Raw genomic sequence first — 20,049 nt, forward strand, 5'->3', positions numbered from 1 at the left:
TGGGAACCCCGCCCCATATGCCGAAAATGAGAGATGCCGCCGCCCATGACCTGGATCACCCGCAGGATCGCCACCGCCGCATCCTGGCGGCGTGGCTGCTGATGGTGGCGGCCATGGTGGCGGTGATGGTGACCTTGGGCGGGCTGACCCGGCTGACCGGATCGGGCCTGTCCATGACCCAATGGAATCCCCACCACATCCTGCCGCCCCTCGACGCCGGCCAATGGCAGGAAGCCTTCGCCCTTTACCGGCAAAGCCCGGAATTCCGACTGATCAACACCCAGATGGATCTGGCCGGCTATCAATCCATTTTCTGGCTGGAATATATCCATCGCCTGTGGGGGCGGCTGATCGGCCTGGCCTTCGCCCTGCCGCTGGTCTGGTTCGTCTGGCGGCGCATGGTGCCGGCGGGCTGGCTGCCGCGCCTGCTGGCCCTGCTGGCCCTGGGCGGCGGCCAAGGGGTGATGGGCTGGCTGATGGTGGCCAGCGGCTTGGCCGACCGTCCCGAGGTCAGTCATTTCCGCCTTGCCGCCCATCTGCTGCTGGCCCTGGTCATCCTGGCGGCGCTGATCTGGTGTGCCCTGGCGCTGCGGGATCACCCCCGCCAACGCCACCGCCTGCTGTTCACCACCTTGTGGTTGGTCGCCGCCCTGACCCTGGCCGCCATGAGCTGGGGTGCCCTGGTCGCCGGACTGGATGCGGGGCGCATCCACAATACCTTTCCGCTGATGCAAGACGGCTGGCTGCCGTCGCCGCCGCTCGGCAACGCCATCACCGATGCCGCCTCGGTACAATATGTGCACCGGGTGTTGGCAATCACCGCCTGGGCCTGCCTGTCGCTGCTGGCGGCATGGAGCTGGCGTCGCCATGGACCGCGCCCGCTGCTGCTGACCGGCGCCTGGGTCCAGGTTCAGGCCGGACTGGGCATCGCCACCTTGCTGCACGGCGCCCCATTGGTTCTGGCTGCACTGCATCAAGGGGGCGCGGTGGTGCTGGTTGCTCTGCTAACATGGGCGCTGTTCTCGGTTCGGAGATAGGAACATGCGCCGTGTATTGGGTTTTGTGCTGCTGCTGGCCGTGGGGCCAGCCTGGGCCGGGGATTTGCGCGGCAAGCTGGAGCAAGGCGGGCTGGTCATCGGCCAAGCCCCGCCCGGTGCCGCCATCAGCCTGGACGGACGGGCCGTCCCCACCGATGACCAGGGCCGTTTCCTCCTGGGGTTCGGTCGCGATGCCGGCCCTGCCGCCAGCTTGACCATCGGCACGCAAACCCGGATTTTGCCCATCGCCAAGCGCGACTGGCAAATCCAGCGCATCGACGGCCTGCCGGCGGCCAAGGTCAGTCCCGACCCGGCGCAACTGGCCCGCATCCAGGCGGAAAACCGCCTGATCGCCGAACGTCGGCAGCAATCCCAACCGCGCGCCCTGTTCCTGGCCGGTCTGGCCGCCCCCGCCGACGGCATCGTCTCGGGCGTGTTCGGCAGTCAGCGGGTGTTGAACGGCGAAGCCCGCGCCCCCCATTCCGGCACCGACATCGCCGCCATCACCGGTGCGCCGGTGCGGGCGGCGGGCGACGGCATCGTCACCTTGACCCACCCGGACATGTTCTTCACCGGCCAGACGCTGATGATCGACCATGGCTTGGGCTTGCAAAGCGTCTATGCCCATCTGTCGCGCATGGATGTGACCGAAGGTCAGACCGTCGCCAAGGGCCAGGTCATCGGCGCGGTGGGGGCCAGCGGTCGGGCGACCGGGCCGCATCTGCATTGGGGGGCGTCGTGGCTGGATGTGCGCCTGGACCCGGAAACGGTATTGGCCGTGCTGCCTTGCTGCTCGTGAAAAAGTCCTTCGCTTCGCTCAGTGTACTTTTCCCCGTTCATTGAAGCGGAGAAAAATAGGCTTGGGACGGCCCTGCACCTATTTTTCACTTTCTTCTTTTGCCGCCATCAGGCGAACAAGGTTCTCCTGATGGCGGAAGAAAAGGTAAAGCCCGCGCGGAAAGCTTGCTTGAGCACGGGCTTACACATCAAATCGGGGAAAAGTACACTGAGGCGAAGCCGAGGGACTTTTCCACGGGCGACGGCTACTCAGCCTTGATCCGGCTGATGCGGTAAAGGGCGAAAATCAGCGCCGGCAGCACCAGCCAGGCCAGCGGCAGCGCCGACAATCCGGTCTTGTGCTGCACCGAGATGATGATGCCGGCGGAGCCCAAGGCCGCGAACACCACGGTCAAAGAGCCGAATACCACCTTGCCCCACAAAAAACCGGCGCGGCGAAACGCCCACGGCGCCCCCACCAGGGCCAGCAGCGCCACCAAGGGCAGAGCCAGGAAATTGATTTCACCCGCGCCCATGGCCTTAGTGGTCCCGATGGGCGGCAAAGGCCAGCTTGTCCACATAAGCCAGGATCAGCGCCGAAAGGACGAAGGTCATGTGCAGGATGACCAGCCACATCAGCTTGTCGTTGGGAATGGACAGGATGTTGACGAAGGCCTTGAGCAGGTGGATCGAGGAGATGGCGACGATGGAGGCGGCCACCTTGATCTTCAAGGTGCCGGCGTCGACCTTGCCCAGCCACGACAGCTTTTCGGTTTGTGCCGACTGGTCGATGCGGGAAATGAAATTCTCGTAGCCTGACAGGATGACCATGATCAGCAGGTTGCCGACCAGGGCCAGATCAATCAGACCCAACGCCGTCAGGATCAGGTCGGCTTCGACCATCTGCGGCAGCAGTGGCACCAGATGGATCAGTTCCTGGAAAAACTTGAAGGCGAAGAATATCAGGACGACGGTCAGCCCCATATAGAGCGGGGCCAACAGCCAGCGGCTCCAAAACAGAAATCCCTCGATGGCGCGCTCGATCATGATGGTTCTCCCTTCCCTCGACTTGTCATTACCGCGCTGCGGCAGAGCTGGCAAGGGGCAGCAAGCTTCTTACACTCATTGCGGTTAATGGATCGAAGGGCCACAAACTAAAACTAAAGTTATGTTTCAATTTCCAGCACATACCATTTGGTGTAGAATTTTGGCGCCCACTTGAAACAACCCTGGATTCGGGCACGCCTGCGCATCACTTCTCGGCAGACCAGCTCATGCTTACGCAAACCAGCGCCTCGCTCCGTGATCCTGTCGTCCTCTCCGCCACCGGCGACCACATCCGGGTTCCCGGTGCCGACTGGCTGGACGGCGCCGATCTCAGCCGTGACGGCGGCGATCTGCTGCTGACCGGCAGTGACAGCGTCAGCATGGTGGTACCCGGTTATTTCGATCTGCCCAATCCGCCCGCCCTGGTGGACGATGGCGGCATGATGGTGACCGGCGACTGGGCCGTCCGGCTGGCCGGGCCGCTGGCGCCGGGGCAATACGCCCAAGCCGGCGGCGCGGCAGCGGCGCCGGCCATCGGTACCGTCAGCAACGCCGTCGGCCAGGTCCAGGTCCGTCACGCCGACGGCACCCAGGACGCGGTAAAAAACGGCGACGCGGTCAAGGTCGGCGATATCATCAGCACCGGCGGCAACGGCAAGGTCGGCATCACCTTCGACGACGGCTCGACCTTTGCCTTGGGCGGCAATGGCCGCATGAGCGTCGACGAGATGACCTTGCCCGACGCAGCCGGCGGCGGCGGCAAGGAAGTGCTGGCGATCCAGGGCGGGTCGTTCTCGTTTTCCAGCGGAACCATCGCCAAATCCGTGCCCGACGCCATGCAATTGAAGACGCCGGTGGCCAATATCGGCGTGCGCGGGACCACCGGCGCCGGCGTTGCCGGGCCGGAAGGCCAGAACAACACCGTATCGCTGTTGCCCGATGCCGACGGCAATGTCGGCCAGATGTCGGTCAGCAACCAAGCCGGCACCCAGATGCTGAGCCAGCCGGGCGCCACCACCCAGTTCACCAGCGCCTTCACCGCGCCGCCGCCGCCGGTGATCCTGTCGCCGCAACAGATTCAGCAGCAATACGGCGACACCTTGCAGGCGCTGCCGCCGCCGCCGTCGCCGGAACAGCTTCAACAGCAACAGCAACAGCGTCAGGCCGACGCCACCACCGAAGCCCAGCAACAAGCCCAAGCCGAGGCGGCGGAAAAAGCCGCCGCCGAGCAGGCCGCCACCGAGGCCGAGGCCGAAAATGCGCTGAATGCCGAAGGCGAGGCGGCGCGTGAAGAGGCAACCGATCTGTTCGGATCATTGAACGATCTGGCCCAGGCCTTGGGCACCGATCTGGGACTGTTCGGCCAAGACGGCCAGATCATGATGAACGAAATCGACGATCTGTTCGAACAGATGCTGGGCGACGACGGGCCGTTGTTCGGCGAATTCGGCCCCGACCCGTTCGGAGAGTTCGGCCCCGGTGAGTTCGATCTAGGTGAGTTGATCGGTGAACTCGGCTTTGAAATCGGCGAGATCATCGACGAGGCCTTGCAGGACATGATCGACCAGATCGAGGACGAGGCGTTAAGCCAGCCGATGCAGCAGCATAACCTGACCGGTGGTGCCGCCACCATCACCGTCACCGATGGGGTCACCGACTATATCGTCGGCGTGGAAAACACCGCCGACGCCGTCACCATCGCCGCCAACTCCACCCTATCCACCGGCGACACCTTCATCGATTACACCAGCGGTGATGGCGATTCGCTGACCTTGGCCGCCGCCGGCCCCAACGCCAATTGGCGGGTGGCCGGGGTGGAAACCATCAATCTATCCCAGACCACCGACGACAACACCTTCGCCATCGGCAGCAGCGGCGCCACCAGCATCACCCTCAGCGGTAACATCGATTCCATCAGTGAAACCCAGTTCAGCGAAGCCCACTGGCTGTTGCAGAACGGCGACCAGAACTGGACGCTGACCGGCAACATGGGCAGCGACAACATCAATATGGGCGCCGGTGCCAATGCGCTTTATCTGGTGGATGCCGGCAACCATTCCGCCAGCCTGAACAATGTGAACAATATGTACTTTTTGGGCAGCGGCACCCATTTCACCGCCGAGGCCCCGCTGACCAATATCAGCATCAGCGGCAGCGCCGGCTCCGACAGCGTCACCTTGGATGACGGCGTCAATGCCATCACCATCAACGCGGTCGAATCGGTAACCGGCGGCACCGGCCTCGACATCGTCACCCTGGCTGCCGGCGGTCAAACCGTCGAGGTCAGTGGGGTGGAATCGGTGATCGGCGGCAGCGGCACCGACAGCATCACCCTGGCTGCCGGCGGTCAGACCATCGGGGTCAGCGGTGTCGAGACGGTAACCGGGGGCACCGGCAACGACATCATCACCGGTTCGAGCGCGGCCGAAAGTCTGGTGGGTGGTCTCGGCGACGACACCCTGATCGGTGGCGGCGGGGCTGATACCCTGACTGGCGGCGATGGTGCCGATATTTATAAATACGCGGCGACCACCGATTTCGGCGACATCATCACCAGTTTCTCCCACAACGACGACACTATCGTGCTGAACATGGCCGATTTTTCTGCCTTGCCTTCAGCCATGACCGTCAATTCCGCCATCGATGTCAGCTTCTATAGCCTGTTGCCCGACAGTAATTTCTCCTCCGCCGATCTGACCGGCATCAATTTCGTCCTTTTGACCGGCCAGACCTATGCCGACGCCGAAACCGCACTGGCCGCCGTCAGCACCGCCGGCGGCACCTTGGGCACCGGCGGTTTGCTGGTCATGTATGCCAACAGCAACAGCAAAAGCACACTGGCCTGGGATGCCAACCGCGCCGACGCAGGGACGCCAGCGGTGGACATCGCCGTTCTGGATGCTGAAGCCGACGCCAATTTCAACAATACCGACATCGTGATGGTCTGACCCCCATGCCCCACCACCGCCAAGGAAAAATCGCCCCCATGCGCCTGATGCCGCTTGCCGCCGTGACGGCGGCCCTGCTCGCTTTCGCCCCCCTATCGGCGCGGGCGGAATCCTTACGCGAGATGTTGGATCAGATGCTGCCCGGCCATAACCGCATGAAGGCGGCCCAAGCCGATGTCACCGGCGCCGAAAATCTGCTCGAGGTCGCCCGCGGCACTTGGTACCCGACCCTGACCACCACGGTGGATTATGGTTATGAAAGCCAGAACAAGCCCAGCGGCAGCCAGGACACCGACGCCTATCTGAAACGCTACGAGCTTCAGATCAAGCAATTGCTATGGGATTTCGGCGCCGCCAACGCCAATATCGACAAGGCTGAGTTGGCCAAGATCCAGGCCGAGGCGACCAAGACCGGCGCCCGTCAGGCCTTGGTGCTGGAGGCGGTGACCGCCTATATCAATCTGGTGCGTACCCAACGCCAAGTGGACTTCGCCCGCGAATCCGAAGCCAATATCCGCAAGCAGACCGGGCTGGAACAGGCCCGCGTCGATCGCGGCTCGGGCCTGTCCACCGACGTTCTGCAAGCCAAGACCCAACTGGCCGGGGCCGAGGCCTCGCGCGTCGCCGCCGAGGGCGCCCTGGCCACGGCGCAAAACCGATTCCGCGCCGTTTTCGGTCGCGCCCCCGCCCAAGTCTCCACCATGGCCCTGCCGCCGGTCCCCGCCGATGTGCTGCCGGCCCAACTGGACGAAGCCACCGCCATCGCCAAGACCGGCAGTATCCAGTTGAAGCTGGCCAAGCTGGCCGCCGACAGCGCCGCCAAGACGGCACAGGCGACCGAAGCCACCTTGTATCCGCGTCTGGACCTGATCGGCGAGGCCCGCAACAAGCAGAATTACGGCGGCACCATGGGCAACCAGACCGAACAGGTGGCCAAGGTCGAGCTGACCTATCCGCTCAATCTGGGCTTCACCGTGGTCAATTCCATCCGCTCCGCCGACAGCGCGGTGAATGCCGCCAATGCCCGGCTGGCCGACGCCCACGACATCGTCGAGGAACAGGTGCGCAATGCCTGGGAAAATCTGGCGACGCAGAAATCGCGCGCCGATTTCCTGAAGAACCAGTCCAACATCGCCAACGAGTTCCTGACCCTGGCGCGCAAGGAACGCAGTTTGGGCAACCGCTCGCTCATCGATGTGCTGGCCGGCGAAACCGCGCTGATCAACGCCAACAGCGCCGCCGCCGTCGCCGACGCCGACGTCTCCATCGCCGCCTTCACCTTGCTGTCGACCATGGGCCGGTTGGACGAGAACGCGGTCCGCTGATGCAGGCCTTGCTGCGCAGCCTGACCAGCCGCCCGCGTCTTCTCGCCGAGTTGCTGGCGGCTTCGCTGCTCATCAATATCCTGGGGTTGGCCAGCACCGCTTTCGTCATGCTGGTGCTGGGCCGCTACGTCCCTTACGGCATCGATGCCACCTTGGTCACCCTGAGCTTGGGCGTCACTCTGGCCTTGGCGCTGGAATTCGGTTTCCGCGAGGCCCGGCGCCGGCTGGCGGCGCAAGCCCTGGCCCCGGCAGCGCTCGAGCGCGGCAATGCTGGCTTCGCCGCCCTGGCCGGCATCAGGGCAGCGGTGTTCGATCGCCTGCCCGCCGCCGCCCGCGCCGACATCATGCGCGCGGTGGACAGCGTCGAGCGCAGCCACACTGCCCCCACCCTGACCGCGCTGCTGGACGTGCCGTTTTCGGCCCTTACTTTGTTGGCGTTGCTGCTGATCAGCCCCGCCCTGGCCCTGATCGCCGGTGTCGGCATGGCGTTGTCGGTGACCGTCACCCTGGCCGGGGAACGCTGGCTGCGCACCCGCATGGCCAATGTCCAGGCCGCCGAGCAGCGCGGCCAGCATCTGGTCGCCACCGTGCTGCGGGCCAGCGACGCCGTGCGCGCCTTCAATGCCGGCGCCTGGCTGCACCGACGCTGGAGCCAGACCCAGGCCGACCTTGCCGCCTTGCGCGGCGACAGCGTTGCCGTTCAGGGCTTGATCTCGTCGGCAACCCAGTTTCTCACCGGCGCCCAAGGGGTGGCCATCATCGCCTATGGCGCCATCTTGTGCGTCGAGGGCACGCTGTCGACGGCGCAATTGATCGGCGCCAACATCCTGGCCGCCCGCGCCCTGGCGCCCTTGAACCGGCTGGCCCAATTGATCGAGCCCCTGGCCCGGGCCCAGTGGGCCTTGCGGCAATTGGCCGAAATCGCCCGCCTGCCGCGCGAGCAACTGGCCGGCAACGCCCTGCGCACGCTGGAGGGGCGGCTGGAATTGTCCGACATCGCCTTCGCCTATGCCGGCGCGGTGACGCCGCTGGCCGAACATCTGTCGCTGTCCGTGCCGGCGGGCGGCATCATGCTGGTGGCCGGTCCCACCGGAGCGGGCAAGACCACCTTCGCCCGCCTGCTGCTGGGGTTGGCCGAGCCCTTGCGCGGGCGCATCCTGATCGACGGCATGGACATGCGTCAGATGAGCCTGGAATGGTGGCGCCGTCAGGTGTGCTACCTGCCGCAGGAACCGGATTTCATCGACGGCACCATCGCCGATAATTTGCGCCTCAACCATCCCGATCTGGACGATTCCGCACTGTATCGGGCCATCGCCCAGGCCGGGCTCAAATCCTGGCTCGACACCACCGCCCAAGGTCTGGACACCATGGTGGAAGATAGCGGCAAGCGCCTGCCGCCGGGCCTGCGCCGCCGCCTGGGGCTGGCCCGCGCCCTGGCTGGCAATGGCAAGGTCTGTGTGTTCGACGAACCGACCGAGGGGCTGGACGACGAAGGCCGCGCCGCCGTTTACACCGCCTTGCGCCAATTGGCCGCCGAGGGCCGCACCTTGATCCTGTGCGGCAACGACCCGGCCCTGGCCCAGGGCTCGGGCATGCTGCTGGACCTGGGTTGCAAGCCGGTGCCGCGCGTGGTCATGGCCAAGGAGGCCCCAGGCCATGCTTGAGCGGCTGCTGCGCCTGGGCGGCGAACGCCTGTTCCTGTACACGGCGACGCTGTTGGTGGTGGGGTTGGCCCTGTGGTCGGCCCTGGGCCGCATCGACATCGTCGCCCATGCGACCGGCGAGGTGATCCCGTCGTCGCAGGTCAAGAGCGTGCAGCACCTGGAAGGCGGCATCGTCGCCGAAATCCTGGTGCGCGAGGGCCAAAGGGTGGCCGCCGACCAGCCGTTGCTGGCCCTGCAATCCATCAGCTCGGATGCCCAGGTGGACGAATTGGGGGTGCGCCTGACCGCCCTGGCCCTGGACGTCGCCCGCCTGCAGGCGGAAGCCGCCGGGTCCAGTGATCTGGAGCTGCCGCCCGCCCTGCTGCGCGACCATCCGGCGGAAAGTCAGCGCACCCAGGCGCTGTTCCGCTCGCGCCGCGACAATTACCAATCGGCCATCGCCAGCCAGCAAAAGGCCATCGGCCAGCGGGAACAGGCGGTGGCGGAAATCTCGGCCCGGCTGCGCAACACCCGCAATTCCCTGGGGCTGATCGACGAGCAGGTGCGCATCAGCAACGATCTTTTACGCGACAACCTGACCAACCGTTACAACCACCTCGCCCTGCTGCGCGATCAGTCCAACCTGCGTTCGCGCATGGACGAAGATGCCATCGCCGTGCGCCGGGGCGAATTGGCCATCGAGGAAGCGCGCTCGCAGATCAACGGCATCCGCCATGCGCACGAGCAGGAGGTCAAGGAGCAACTGGCCGCCGCCTTGCGCGAACACGACGAGTTGCAGCAACGCAGCCGCCGACTATCCGACAGCCAAAGCCGTACGGTGTTGCGTTCACCGGTGGATGGTTTCGTCAAGACCTTGCACGTGGTCACCCAAGGCGGCGTCATCCAGCCGGGCAAGACGGTGGTGGACATCGTCCCCGCCGATGACCGCCTGATCGTCGAGGGCCGGTTGCCGGTCTACGAGGTGGGCCATGTGAGCGTCGGCCAGCCGACCAGGATCAGCCTGTCATCGGCGGAATCAACCCGCTTCGGCACTATCGGCGGCACCGTCATCCACATCAGTCCCGATACCCTGGTCAGCCAGGACAGCGGCGCCTATTACCGGGTCAGGGTGGAAACCAATGCCGACCACTTCGCCAGCGCCGGCCAGCGTTATCAGCTTTATCCCGGTGTGCAGGTGGATATCAGCATCATCACCGGCACGCGCTCGGTGCTGGATTATCTGCTGACCCCGTTCCTGGGCTATGCCGACAAGGCCTTGCAGGAACGCTGAGGGGAAAACCCTATTCCGCCGCCTTGGGCAGGTATTGGGTGATGTCGACGGCATCCACCTGTTCCGGCTTCAGGTATTGCTCGGCATAAGTCTTCCACACCCCCGATTGCAGGAACAAGACCCACAGATCGGGATCGATGTGCTTGTCCTTGACCATGAACGACATGATCTTCAGCGATTCCGACAGCGTCTTCGGCTTTTTGTAGGGGCGGTCGGCGGCGGTCAGCGCCTCGAAGATATCGGCGATGGCCATCATCCGGGCCGGGTCGCTCATCTGTTGGCGCGTCAGGCTCTTGGGATAGCCGGTGCCGTCCATCTTTTCGTGGTGGCCACCGGCCCATTCCGGCACCCGGGCCAGATTCTTGGGGAAGGGCAGCGCCTTCAGCATCAGGATGGTCTGGGTGATGTGTTCGTTGATCTTGAAACGGTCCTCGGCGGTCAGGGTGCCGCGACCGATGGACAGATTGTAGATTTCGCCCAGATTGTACTTCTGGGCGCAGGGCCGCATGGTGAAGCCCTCGGCATCGTATTGCGACAGGTCGAAGGCCACTTCGTGCGGGATGATGTGCCAATCCTTGTCGGACAGCACCTTTTCCTGCACCGGCGGCTTCGGCTGTTCACCGTGACGGCGGCGCATCTCGTCAATGGACAGGCCCAAGGTGTCGTCGATGGTCCGGGTCCAGGTGATCTCGGCGATGCGCTTCATGCGCTCGATGCGTTCGGGCGCCATGAACTCGCCGCCCACATTGCACTCGGCGATAAAGGCGAAATCGTCGTCCAACTCGGCCAGACGGGCATCGAGGGCGGCCTTCAGCGCGGTTTCCGGCTGTTCCTCGGCCAGCACCCCTTGCAGGTAATCGATCACCGCATCGCGCTTCAACACCTCGAAGCGCATGCGCACCTCGTGGATACGGTTATAGATGGTCTCAAGCTTGGTCGCCTTGTCGACGATGTATTCCGGCGTCGTCACCTTGCCGCAATCGTGCAGGCCGGCGGCGACCTCAAGCTCGTACCATTCCTCGTCGGTGAGGTGGAAATCCTTGTAAGGCCCCTCTTGCTGCTCGCAGGCGGCACGGGCGAGCATGAAGGTGAGCGCCGGAACGCGGTTGCAGTGCCCGCCGGTATACGGGCTCTTGGCGTCGATGCTGCCGGCGATCACTTGAATGAAGCTTTTGAACAGATGTTTCTGCGCTTCGATCAGGCGCTGGTTGTCGAGCGCCACCGCCGCCTGCGACGCCAAGGCCTCGATCAAGGGGGTGATGTCGGGACCGAAGGCGATGACGGTGTTTTTGCGGTCGCGGGCGTTGATCAGCTGCAACACGCCGATCACTTCGTTTTCATAATTCTTGAGCGGCACGGTCAGGAACGATTTCGACCGATAGCCGGTCTTGGCGTCGAACGCCTTGGTGCCGGAAAAGTCGAACTTGTCCACGTCATAGGCGTCGGTGATGTTCACCGTGGTGCCCGACAGGGCGCAATAGGACGACACGTTCTTGTGGTTGGGATTGCCCTGGTCGTCGTGCAGCTTCAACGGCGGGAACGGGATGGGCTTGCCGGTGGTGCCGCCCATGGCCACGTCGAGCGTGTCGTTCAGCATGATCTCGAACTTGAGACCGTCCTTGTGCTCGGTGACCAGGTACAGCGTCCCGCCATCGGCGTTGGTCATGGACTTGGCGCCAAGCAGAATCTTTTCCATCAGCCGGTTATGATTGCGCTCGGCCGACAGGGCGATGCCCAGTTCGATCAGCGTGCGATAGCGTTGTTCCTGCGACGCGGCAGCCATGTACCCTTGCTCCCCGTATGGCCTGTCCGCAATTGGCCTGTGCGGACCCTATTAAGGGTACAGCCAAACCCCTTTCAGGCCAAGGCGTCTAAAGGCGTAGGGTTGACGCCCGATGGCTTCTGGCGCTTTCTTGTGCGCGTCAGAAAGCGGAGGCTACGGTGTCTTACGATTCATTGCGCGACTTCATGCGCCATCTTGAAACCCAGGGTCGTTTGGTGCGGGTCACCGCCCCCGTCTCCCCCGCTTTGGAAATGACCGAGATCCAGACCCGCCTGCTGGCCGAGGGCGGCCCGGCGGTGTTGTTCGAGAACGTCATCCGCCCCGATGGCGGCAAATATGCCATGCCGGTGCTGGTCAATCTGTTCGGCACGGTGGAGCGCGTCGCCTGGGGCATGAACCGCGAGCCGCACCAACTGCGCGAAGTGGGCGAGACCCTGGCCTTCCTCAAGCAGCCGGAACCGCCTGGCGGCTGGCGCGAGGCCATGGAAATGCTGCCCCTGATCAAGACGGTGATGGCGATGAAGCCGAAAACCGTGGGAAGCGCGCCGTGCCAACAGGTGGTGCTGACCGGCGACGACGTGGATTTGTCGCGGCTTCCCATCCAAAGCTGCTGGCCGGGCGAGCCGGCGCCCCTGATCACCTGGCCGCTGGTGGTTACCCAAGGCCCCGACCCCAAGGGCGACAAGCGCGACGCCTTCAACCTGGGCATCTACCGCATGCAGGTGACCGGCAAGAACACCACCTTGATGCGCTGGCTGAAGCATAGGGGCGGCGCCCAGCATTATCAGCGCTGGGGCCAGGGCAAGCGCCAGCCCATGCCGGCAGCGGTGGTTTTGGGCGCCGATCCCGGCACCATCCTGGCCGCCGTCACCCCGGTGCCCGACACGTTGAGCGAATACCAGTTCGCCGGCCTGCTGCGCGGCAAGAAGGTGGAACTGGTCGATTGCAAGACGGTGCCCCTGAAGGTGCCGGCCGAGGCCGAGATCGTGCTGGAAGGCCATGTCATGCTGGACGAGTTCGGCCCCGAAGGCCCGTACGGCGACCACACCGGCTATTACAATTCGGTCGAGGATTTCCCCGTCTTCCGGGTTTCGGCCATCACCATGCGCCGCGATCCCATCTATCTGTCCACCTTCACCGGGCGCCCGCCGGACGAACCGTCGGTGCTGGGCGAGGCGCTGAACGAGGTGTTCATCCCGCTCTTGACCCAGCAATTCCCCGAGATCGTCGATTTCTGGCTGCCGCCCGAGGGCTGTTCCTACCGCATCGCCGTGGTCAGCATGAAGAAGGCCTATCCCGGCCATGCCAAGCGGGTGATGATGGGGGTGTGGTCGTTCCTGCGCCAGTTCATGTACACCAAATTCGTCATCGTCGTGGATGACGACATCAACGCGCGCGACTGGAAAGACGTCATGTGGGCCATGTCCACCCGCATGGACCCGGCCCGCGACATCACCGTCATCGAGGGCACCCCCATCGACTACCTGGATTTCGCCAGCCCTGAATCGGGCCTGGGCGGCAAGCTGGGCCTGGACGCCACCAACAAATGGCCGCCGGAAACCAAACGGGAATGGGGCGAAAAGATCCAGATGGACCAGGACGTCATCGACACAGTGAACAAGCGCTGGGCCGAATACGGTCTGCCGGGATCGGGCAAGCCGATCTGGAAATAGCCCCCCTTGCCGCAAGGCCAAATCAGGCATAGCCTCGAAACCATTGGTTATAGGGTGGGATAGGGGGATTTCATCATGTTCGAGGCTGCCGAGCTGGGCCGCAAGGTCACGCGTGAGGAATTCGACGCCATCGCGCCGCAATTGCGCACCGAATTGCTGGAGGTGCAGCGCCGCCTGCGCGAGGCCGACTTCCCCGTCATCATCGTCTTCGGCGGCGTCGACGGCGCCGGCAAGAACGAAACCGCCAATCTGCTCAACGAATGGATGGACCCGCGCTGGACGGTGACCCGCGCCTATAGCCGCCCGTCAGACGAGGAATCGGACCGTCCGCCGTTCTGGCGCTTTTGGCGCGATCTGCCGTCCAAGGGCAAGATCGGCATGTTCCTGTCGTCGTGGTATCACGCGCCGCTGCTGGACCGCGTCCACGGTCAAATCAGCGTCGCCGAAATGGACGAGCGGCTGATCCGCATCAACCACTTTGAAAAAGCCCTGGCCGATGACGGCGCCCTGGTCATCAAGTTCTGGATGCACCTGTCGAAGAAGGCGCAGAAGAAGCGGCTGAAGAAGCTGGAGGACGACCCGCTGACCGCTTGGCAGGTCACCCCGGTGGATTGGGAACACTGGAAAATGTACGACAAGTTCGTCGGCGCCGCCGAACGGCTGATCATGCAGACCTCCAAGGGCCATGCGCTGTGGCACATCGTCGAGGGCGCCGATGCCCGCTATCGCTATTCGGTGGTGCTCAACACCCTGAAAGACGCCATCACCGCCCATCTCGACCGGCGCGAAGCGCAAAAGAAGGTGGCGGCTGAGTTGAAAAAACCCAAAACCGCCAAAAAGCCGGCGCCGGAAATCCTGACCAAGCAACCGTCCATCCTGTCGTCGCTGGACATGACGCAAAACCTGGACGGCGATGATTATAACCAAAAATTGCAGGAGCAGCGCGCCCGCCTGTCGACCCTGCACCGCCGGGCCAAGGACAAGGGCGTGTCCACCGTCTTGGTGTTCGAGGGTTGGGACGCCGCCGGCAAGGGCGGCACCATCCGCCGCCTGACCAATGCGTTGAATGCGCGCGACTATCAGGTCATCCCCATCGCCGCGCCGACCGAGGAAGAGCGCGCCCAGCATTATCTGTGGCGGTTCTGGCGCCATCTGTCGCGCGCCGGTCGCGTCACCATCTTCGACCGCTCGTGGTATGGCCGCGTGCTGGTGGAACGGGTCGAGGGCTTTTGCACCGACGATGCCTGGCAACGGGCCTATGGCGAAATCAACGACTTCGAGGAACAGATCGTCGAAGCCGGCCACGTCTTATGCAAATTCTGGCTGCACATCACGCCGGAAGAGCAGCTCGCCCGCTTCAACCAGCGCAGCGAAATCGAATACAAACAGTGGAAGCTGACCGACGAGGATTGGCGCAACCGCGAGAAATGGGGCGCCTACGAAACCGCCGTCAATCACATGGTCGAACAGACCTCGACCCAGATCGCGCCATGGACCCTGGTTGAAGCCAACAGCAAAACCTGGGCCCGCGTCAAAGTATTGCGCACAGTCTGCGATGCATTGGAAGCCGGTCTGAAAAAAAGCAAATAGCTCATTAACAATAACCACAGGTAGAATACTATACTATTAGTATAGTTGACCGATTCTAACCGTTCGTATAAGCCCCTCCCTAACCGACGTCACAAAAAAATCATCGTCGGACGGGAGGAATGGAATCATGCGCATAGGCGGACGCCTGTGGCTGGTCGTGGCCGTGTCCATGCTGGGCACCTTGGTCGTGGCCGGTCTGGCCCTGAAGCAAACCCGCGGCGACCTGATGGAGGGCCGCGAGACCAAGACCCGGCACATCGTCGAGGTGGGGCGCTCCCTTCTGGCCCATTATCAGGCCGAGGAACAGGCGGGACGACTATCGCGCGACGCCGCCCAGGCCCAGGCCCTGTCCGCCCTGTCCGCCCTGCGCTACGAGGGCACCGAGTATCTGTGGGTGCACCAAAAGACCGGCTCGATCATGCTGGCCCATCCCAATGCCAAGTTGATCGGCACCAGCGTCGATGCCATGCAGGACAAGGCCGGCGGCTATCTGTTCCGTCGCATGAATGCCGAGGTGGACAAGGCCGGCGCCGGTTTCGTCACCTATGACTGGCCCAAGCCGGGTCAGGACAAGGCGGTACCCAAACTATCCTATGTGGCCGGCTTCGCCCCATGGGACTGGGTGGTCGGCACCGGCATCTATATCGATGACGTCGACGGCACCTTCGCCACCCGCGCCGGCCTGTTCGGCCTGGGCGTGCTGGTGGTGGTGGCCGCTGTCGGCCTGATCGCCACCTTGATCGGTCGTTCCATCACCCGCCCCTTGGGCGACGTCACCGCCGCCATCAAACGATTGACCAACGACGAACACGGCTTCGACATCGCCCATACCGGACGGGTCGACGAAGTGGGCGACCTCGCGCGTGGGCTGGTCATTTTCCGCGATCACGTGGAAGCGGCCGAGCGCGCCAATACCGCCCGCCAGGCCGAACAAGAGGTGCAGATGCGCCGTCAGGCCCGCATCGCCGAACTGACCCTTCAGTTCGACCAGACCACCGCCGGCATCATCAAGACGGTGGCCTCTGCCGCCACCCAGATGCAGGCGACCAGCCAAAGCATGTCGGCCATCGCCGCCCAGACCAGCCAGCAATCCACCAACGTGGCCAGCGCCGCCGGCAGCGCTGCCGTCAGCGTACAGACGGTGGCCGCCGCCACCGAGGAATTGTCGGCGACCGAGGCGGAAATCGCCCGTCAGGTGGAAACCTCGACCCAGATCGCCAATTCCGCCGTTGCCCAGGCCCAGCATTCCAGCGCCATCGTCGAGTCATTGAACCAGACCACCCGCCGTATCGGCGAAGTGGTCGGCCTGATCAGCGAAATCGCCAGCCAGACCAACCTGTTGGCGCTTAATGCCACCATCGAGGCGGCCCGCGCCGGCGATTCCGGCAAAGGCTTCGCCGTGGTCGCCGGCGAGGTCAAGTCGCTGGCCAACCAAACCACGCGGGCGACGACGGAGATCAGCGAACAGATCAGCGCCGTCCAGGCCAGCGCCCGCGAAGCGGCGGAAGCCATCGATTCCATCGTCGGCATCATCAGCCAGATCGGCCATGCCTCGGCGGAAGTGGCGGCGGCGGTGGAACAGCAGACCGCCGCCACCCACGAGATCGCCCGCTCCATCGAAACCGCGGCCAACGATACCCACGAAGTGTCGGCCAATATCGCTCAGGTCAGCATCGCCGCCACCACCGCCGGCCATACCGCCCACGAAGTGCTGGCCGCCGCCGGCGAATTGTCGAGCCAGGCGGAAAGCCTGCGCCTGCACGTGGAAAGCTTCCTGTCCGGTGTGCGCGAGGCCGGTCAGGCCGCGTGAAAATCGCGGGGGTGACGACGGGTGACGGCTTGCGTTATAAGACGCGGGGCCACGGGGACGTGGTGAAATGGTAAACACTGACGACTTAAAATCGTCCGGCTTCGGCCTTGCGGGTTCAAGTCCCGCCGTCCCCACCAACTGCCCTCACTCCACCGGACGGGCGACGATGTGGGCGAGCAGCAGCAAGATGACGCCCAAGGTCAGGCCGGCGATGCTGGGCACCGCCGTCAGCAGGGCATAGCCCGCCATCTCCGGCTCGGTGATGGCCGTGCGCAATCCTTTGAACACACCGATGGCCGACAGCAGCAGCAGCCCGATTCCGGCAAGGCGCATCACGAGGGGAATCCGGCTTTTCTTCGCTGTCATTTCGCGCTCCTTGGACGATTGTCCCCACCATAGACGCTGACGACAGGAACGCAACCGGCCAGCCCCCTTGACGCCGATCCCCCGCCGGTGGCAGACAAGCCGATCATCGTATGTGCAAGGATCGTCCTATGCCGTCATGGCCGCTGGATCAAGTGCTGCCGTTGGCCATCGCCCTGCCGTTGGTGGGCATCGCCGCCGGGCTGATCGCCGGCCTGCTGGGGGTGGGCGGCGGTATCGTCATCGTCCCGGTGCTTTATCACGTCTTCACCGTCTTGGGCCTGGACGAGGCGATCCGCATGCATGTGGCGGTGGGCACCTCGCTGGCCACCATCATCGCCACCTCGACCTCGTCCTGGCGGTCGCATGCGCGCAAGGGCGCGGTGGACAGGGATCTGTTGCGCAGTTGGGGGCCGTTCATCCTGGTCGGCGTCGCCATCGGCAGCCTGGCCGCCGGCTGGGTCAAGGGGCCGGTCCTCACCGGTATTTTCGCCGGCTTCGCTCTGTTGGTTTCCCTGCACATGGCCTTCGGCCGGCCGGAATGGCGCCTGGGCCACAGCCTGCCCACCGGCGCCGCCAAGGCCGGGCTGGCCGCCCTGATCGGCGGTTGTTCAGCCATGATGGGCATCGGCGGCGGCACCTTCGCCGTCCCCACCTTGACCTTGTTCGGCACCCCCATCCACCGAGCGGTGGGCACCGCCTCGGCCATCGGTCTGATCATCGGCATCCCCGGCACCATCGGCTTCATCCTCACCGGCTGGAACGCCGCCCAGTTGCCGCCGTTCAGCCTGGGTTATGTCAACCTTTTGGGGGTGGCGGCCATCCTGCCCACCTCCATGGCGGCGGCACCGTGGGGGGCCCGGCTGGCCCATAGTCTGGACACAAGGCTGCTGCGCCGGGCCTTCGCCGTTTTCCTGTTCCTGACGTCTTTACGCATGGCCTATGGCTTGCTGAACTGACATTGCCCCTGCTATCGTCCGCGCCAGTTTTGACCGATAGCAACGGAAAGGGTGTGTCATGAGCGAGGTCAAGGTCGCGATTCTGGGGGCCAGCGGCTATACCGGGGCCGAATTGGTGCGCATGCTGGCCAGCCATCCCAGCTTCCGCATGACCGCGCTGACCGCCGACCGCAAGGCCGGGCAGGAGATGGCGGCGGTGTTCCCGCAATTCGCCGCTCTCGACCTGCCGCGTCTGGTCAGCATCGATCAGGTGGATTTCGCCGGTATCGATGCGGTGTTCTGCGCCCTGCCCCACGGCACCACGCAAGAGGTGATCGCCGGCCTGCCCGGTCACGTCAAGATCGTCGACCTGTCGGCAGATTTCCGCCTTTACGACCTGGAGGCCTACAACACCTGGTACGGCCATCCGCACCAGGCGCCGGAGCTGCAAAAGCAGGCGATCTACGGTTTGACCGAGTTGAAACGCGACGCGGTCAAGACCGCGCGGCTGGTGGCCAATCCCGGCTGCTATCCGACCTCGGTGCAGATCCCGCTGGTGCCGTTGCTCAAGGCCGGGCTGATCGCGGCGGAAGACATCATCATCGACGCCAAGTCGGGCACCTCGGGCGCCGGACGCGCGGCCAAGGAAAACATCCTTTATTGCGAAGTGACCGAGGGCCTGCACGCCTATGGCATCGCCAGCCACCGCCACGCCCCCGAGATCGAGCAGGAACTGGGCGAAGCGGCGCGCAAGCCGGTCATCGTCAGCTTCACCCCACATCTGATGCCCATGAGCCGGGGCATGCTGTCGACCATCAATGTGCGGCTGGTCGATGGCGCCAAGGCCGCCGATCTGCGCGCCGCCTGGCAGCAGGTCTATAAGGACGAGCCCTTCGTCAAGGTGCTGCCCGCCGGGGTGGCACCGCAGACCCGGCATGTGCGCGGCTCCAATTGTTGCTTCATCAATGCCTTCGACGACCGGCTGCCGGGCCGGGTGATCATCTGCTCGGTCATCGACAATCTGGTCAAGGGCGCCTCGGGCCAAGCCATCCAGAACATGAACCTGATGTTCGGCCAGCAAGAAACCGCCGGCATCAGCCAGCAACCCTTGTTCCCCTAGACCAGTTTCCGCTGAAGCGGAGACTGGTCTAGGTTTCAAAAGTGGCCCGTGACGGGCCCGCTCAGGCGCCGCGCGGGCTTGTCGCAGGTCCACGCTTCGCGTGAAAATGCTCTAAGGAGTCCCCCATGTCCGGTCTGATCCTGCCCTTCAAGGGCACCAGCCCCACCATCGCCGATGATTGCTTCATCGCTCCCAACGCCACCATCATCGGCGACGTGGTCATCGGCGCCGGCACCAGCGTGTGGTTCGGCTGCGTCATCCGTGGCGACGTCCATGAAATCCGCATCGGCGAACGCACCAATATTCAGGACGGCACCATCGTCCACGTCACCGGCGGCAAGCTGGGCACCTATATCGGTTCCGATATCACCATCGGTCATGGTGCCGTGCTGCATGCCTGCACCTTGGAAGACGGCTGCTTCATCGGCATGGGCGCGGTGGTTCTGGACGGCGCGGTGATCGAATCGGGCGCCATGGTCGCCGCCGGCGCGGTGGTGACGCCGGGCAAGCGGGTGGCGGCGGGCGAGTTGTGGTCGGGCAATCCAGCCAAGCTGATGCGCCCGCTGAAAGAGGCGGAAATCGCCTTCTTCCCCAAATCGGCGGCCAATTACCGGACTTTAGGCGATACCTATCGCCAAAGTCTGGGGGACTGAAATGGCGTTTGGACGTTTACCGAAAGGCAAGGCTTTCGGTAAACAGTG

Annotated in this window: 16 protein-coding genes and 1 tRNA gene; 13 read left to right on the plus strand and 4 right to left on the minus strand. The window is 64.2% G+C overall.

Annotated elements, in window-relative coordinates; all coding sequences use genetic code 11:
* Positions 1–17: 17 nt before the first annotated feature.
* Both MGMSRV2_RS13325 and MGMSRV2_RS13330 read left to right on the plus strand, forming a co-directional pair.
* Complete coding sequence (locus MGMSRV2_RS13325) at positions 18–1,037, plus strand: COX15/CtaA family protein (protein WP_024080884.1); 1,020 nt, start codon at positions 18–20, stop codon at positions 1,035–1,037.
* A 4-nt stretch (positions 1,038–1,041) separates the two neighbouring features.
* A complete protein-coding gene (locus MGMSRV2_RS13330) occupies positions 1,042–1,836 on the plus strand; it encodes a M23 family metallopeptidase (protein WP_024080885.1) in 795 nt (264 codons plus the stop codon).
* Between the two features lie 244 nt (positions 1,837–2,080).
* Here the strand turns inward: MGMSRV2_RS13330 and MGMSRV2_RS13335 are convergent, their stop codons facing one another.
* A complete protein-coding gene (locus MGMSRV2_RS13335; protein WP_024080886.1) occupies positions 2,081–2,350 on the minus strand; it encodes a hypothetical protein in 270 nt (89 codons plus the stop codon).
* A gap of 4 nt (positions 2,351–2,354) precedes the next feature.
* Positions 2,355–2,861 carry a TIGR00645 family protein gene (locus MGMSRV2_RS13340; protein ID WP_024080887.1) on the minus strand — a complete coding sequence of 169 codons (507 nt, stop codon included), beginning with the start codon at positions 2,859–2,861 and terminating at the stop codon, positions 2,355–2,357.
* Between the two features lie 227 nt (positions 2,862–3,088).
* On the opposite strand from MGMSRV2_RS13340, the gene MGMSRV2_RS13345 reads away from it, so the two are divergent.
* The 4 genes from MGMSRV2_RS13345 to MGMSRV2_RS13360 are packed head-to-tail and all read left to right on the plus strand — an operon-like array spanning position 3,089 to position 10,071.
* Positions 3,089–5,809, plus strand: a complete 2,721-nt coding sequence (locus tag MGMSRV2_RS13345; protein WP_024080888.1) for a FecR domain-containing protein — start codon at positions 3,089–3,091, stop codon at positions 5,807–5,809.
* A gap of 38 nt (positions 5,810–5,847) precedes the next feature.
* On the plus strand, positions 5,848–7,134 hold the full coding sequence (locus tag MGMSRV2_RS13350) for a TolC family outer membrane protein (RefSeq protein WP_024080889.1): 1,287 nt from the start codon (positions 5,848–5,850) through the stop codon (positions 7,132–7,134).
* A complete protein-coding gene (locus MGMSRV2_RS13355; RefSeq protein WP_024080890.1) occupies positions 7,134–8,801 on the plus strand; it encodes an ATP-binding cassette domain-containing protein in 1,668 nt (555 codons plus the stop codon). The genes MGMSRV2_RS13350 and MGMSRV2_RS13355 overlap by 1 nt, the downstream gene beginning before the upstream one ends.
* Complete coding sequence (locus MGMSRV2_RS13360) at positions 8,794–10,071, plus strand: HlyD family type I secretion periplasmic adaptor subunit (RefSeq protein ID WP_024080891.1); 1,278 nt, start codon at positions 8,794–8,796, stop codon at positions 10,069–10,071. Before MGMSRV2_RS13355 ends, MGMSRV2_RS13360 begins: the two co-directional genes overlap by 8 nt.
* Before the next feature lie 10 nt (positions 10,072–10,081).
* Here MGMSRV2_RS13360 and MGMSRV2_RS13365 read toward each other — a convergent pair whose 3' ends face one another.
* Positions 10,082–11,854, minus strand: a complete 1,773-nt coding sequence (locus tag MGMSRV2_RS13365) for an HD family phosphohydrolase (RefSeq protein WP_024080892.1) — start codon at positions 11,852–11,854, stop codon at positions 10,082–10,084.
* Between the two features lie 158 nt (positions 11,855–12,012).
* Between MGMSRV2_RS13365 and MGMSRV2_RS13370 the strand changes: the two genes are divergently transcribed.
* From MGMSRV2_RS13370 to MGMSRV2_RS13385, 4 genes are all read left to right on the plus strand, one after another.
* Positions 12,013–13,527 carry a UbiD family decarboxylase gene (locus tag MGMSRV2_RS13370; RefSeq protein ID WP_024080893.1) on the plus strand — a complete coding sequence of 505 codons (1,515 nt, stop codon included), beginning with the start codon at positions 12,013–12,015 and terminating at the stop codon, positions 13,525–13,527.
* A gap of 75 nt (positions 13,528–13,602) precedes the next feature.
* The gene (pap, locus tag MGMSRV2_RS13375) at positions 13,603–15,117 is read left to right on the plus strand and encodes a polyphosphate:AMP phosphotransferase (RefSeq protein ID WP_024080894.1); all 1,515 of its coding nucleotides are present in this window, start codon (positions 13,603–13,605) and stop codon (positions 15,115–15,117) included.
* Positions 15,118–15,244: 127 nt separating this feature from the next.
* A complete protein-coding gene (locus tag MGMSRV2_RS13380) occupies positions 15,245–16,927 on the plus strand; it encodes a methyl-accepting chemotaxis protein (RefSeq protein ID WP_024080895.1) in 1,683 nt (560 codons plus the stop codon).
* A 53-nt stretch (positions 16,928–16,980) separates the two neighbouring features.
* Positions 16,981–17,064, plus strand: a tRNA-Leu gene (locus MGMSRV2_RS13385).
* 7 nt (positions 17,065–17,071) lie between these two features.
* On the opposite strand, the gene MGMSRV2_RS13390 is transcribed toward MGMSRV2_RS13385, so the two are convergent.
* On the minus strand, positions 17,072–17,263 hold the full coding sequence (locus MGMSRV2_RS13390) for a hypothetical protein (RefSeq protein ID WP_144084308.1): 192 nt from the start codon (positions 17,261–17,263) through the stop codon (positions 17,072–17,074).
* A gap of 158 nt (positions 17,264–17,421) precedes the next feature.
* Here MGMSRV2_RS13390 and MGMSRV2_RS13395 point away from each other — a divergent pair, with 158 nt between their 5' ends.
* The 3 genes from MGMSRV2_RS13395 (at position 17,422) to MGMSRV2_RS13405 (ending at position 20,001) form a co-directional block, all read left to right on the plus strand.
* Positions 17,422–18,249: a sulfite exporter TauE/SafE family protein gene (locus tag MGMSRV2_RS13395; protein ID WP_024080897.1), complete on the plus strand. Its 828-nt coding sequence runs from the start codon at positions 17,422–17,424 to the stop codon at positions 18,247–18,249.
* Positions 18,250–18,307: 58 nt separating this feature from the next.
* Positions 18,308–19,348 (plus strand): N-acetyl-gamma-glutamyl-phosphate reductase, encoded by a 1,041-nt coding sequence (argC, locus tag MGMSRV2_RS13400; protein ID WP_024080898.1) that lies wholly within the window; start codon positions 18,308–18,310, stop codon positions 19,346–19,348.
* Between the two features lie 125 nt (positions 19,349–19,473).
* On the plus strand, positions 19,474–20,001 hold the full coding sequence (locus tag MGMSRV2_RS13405; RefSeq protein ID WP_024080899.1) for a gamma carbonic anhydrase family protein: 528 nt from the start codon (positions 19,474–19,476) through the stop codon (positions 19,999–20,001).
* The last annotated feature ends 48 nt before the right edge of the window (positions 20,002–20,049 follow it).

Origin of the sequence: Magnetospirillum gryphiswaldense MSR-1 v2, assembly GCF_000513295.1 — a bacterium.
In the GTDB taxonomy this organism is placed as follows: Bacteria; Pseudomonadota; Alphaproteobacteria; order Rhodospirillales; family Magnetospirillaceae; genus Magnetospirillum; species Magnetospirillum gryphiswaldense.

What these genes read in the sequence shown, in the direction of transcription:
- MGMSRV2_RS13325 (WP_024080884.1), top strand. Translation starts at nt 18, where the DNA reads ATGCCGAAAATGAGAGATGCCGCCGCCCATGACCTGGATCACCCGCAG.
- MGMSRV2_RS13330 (WP_024080885.1), top strand. Translation starts at nt 1,042, where the DNA reads ATGCGCCGTGTATTGGGTTTTGTGCTGCTGCTGGCCGTGGGGCCAGCC.
- MGMSRV2_RS13335 (WP_024080886.1), bottom strand. Translation starts at nt 2,350, where the DNA reads ATGGGCGCGGGTGAAATCAATTTCCTGGCTCTGCCCTTGGTGGCGCTG.
- MGMSRV2_RS13340 (WP_024080887.1), bottom strand. Translation starts at nt 2,861, where the DNA reads ATGATCGAGCGCGCCATCGAGGGATTTCTGTTTTGGAGCCGCTGGCTG.
- MGMSRV2_RS13345 (WP_024080888.1), top strand. Translation starts at nt 3,089, where the DNA reads ATGCTTACGCAAACCAGCGCCTCGCTCCGTGATCCTGTCGTCCTCTCC.
- MGMSRV2_RS13350 (WP_024080889.1), top strand. Translation starts at nt 5,848, where the DNA reads ATGCGCCTGATGCCGCTTGCCGCCGTGACGGCGGCCCTGCTCGCTTTC.
- MGMSRV2_RS13355 (WP_024080890.1), top strand. Translation starts at nt 7,134, where the DNA reads ATGCAGGCCTTGCTGCGCAGCCTGACCAGCCGCCCGCGTCTTCTCGCC.
- MGMSRV2_RS13360 (WP_024080891.1), top strand. Translation starts at nt 8,794, where the DNA reads ATGCTTGAGCGGCTGCTGCGCCTGGGCGGCGAACGCCTGTTCCTGTAC.
- MGMSRV2_RS13365 (WP_024080892.1), bottom strand. Translation starts at nt 11,854, where the DNA reads ATGGCTGCCGCGTCGCAGGAACAACGCTATCGCACGCTGATCGAACTG.
- pap (WP_024080894.1), top strand. Translation starts at nt 13,603, where the DNA reads ATGTTCGAGGCTGCCGAGCTGGGCCGCAAGGTCACGCGTGAGGAATTC.
- MGMSRV2_RS13380 (WP_024080895.1), top strand. Translation starts at nt 15,245, where the DNA reads ATGCGCATAGGCGGACGCCTGTGGCTGGTCGTGGCCGTGTCCATGCTG.
- MGMSRV2_RS13395 (WP_024080897.1), top strand. Translation starts at nt 17,422, where the DNA reads ATGCCGTCATGGCCGCTGGATCAAGTGCTGCCGTTGGCCATCGCCCTG.
- argC (WP_024080898.1), top strand. Translation starts at nt 18,308, where the DNA reads ATGAGCGAGGTCAAGGTCGCGATTCTGGGGGCCAGCGGCTATACCGGG.
- MGMSRV2_RS13405 (WP_024080899.1), top strand. Translation starts at nt 19,474, where the DNA reads ATGTCCGGTCTGATCCTGCCCTTCAAGGGCACCAGCCCCACCATCGCC.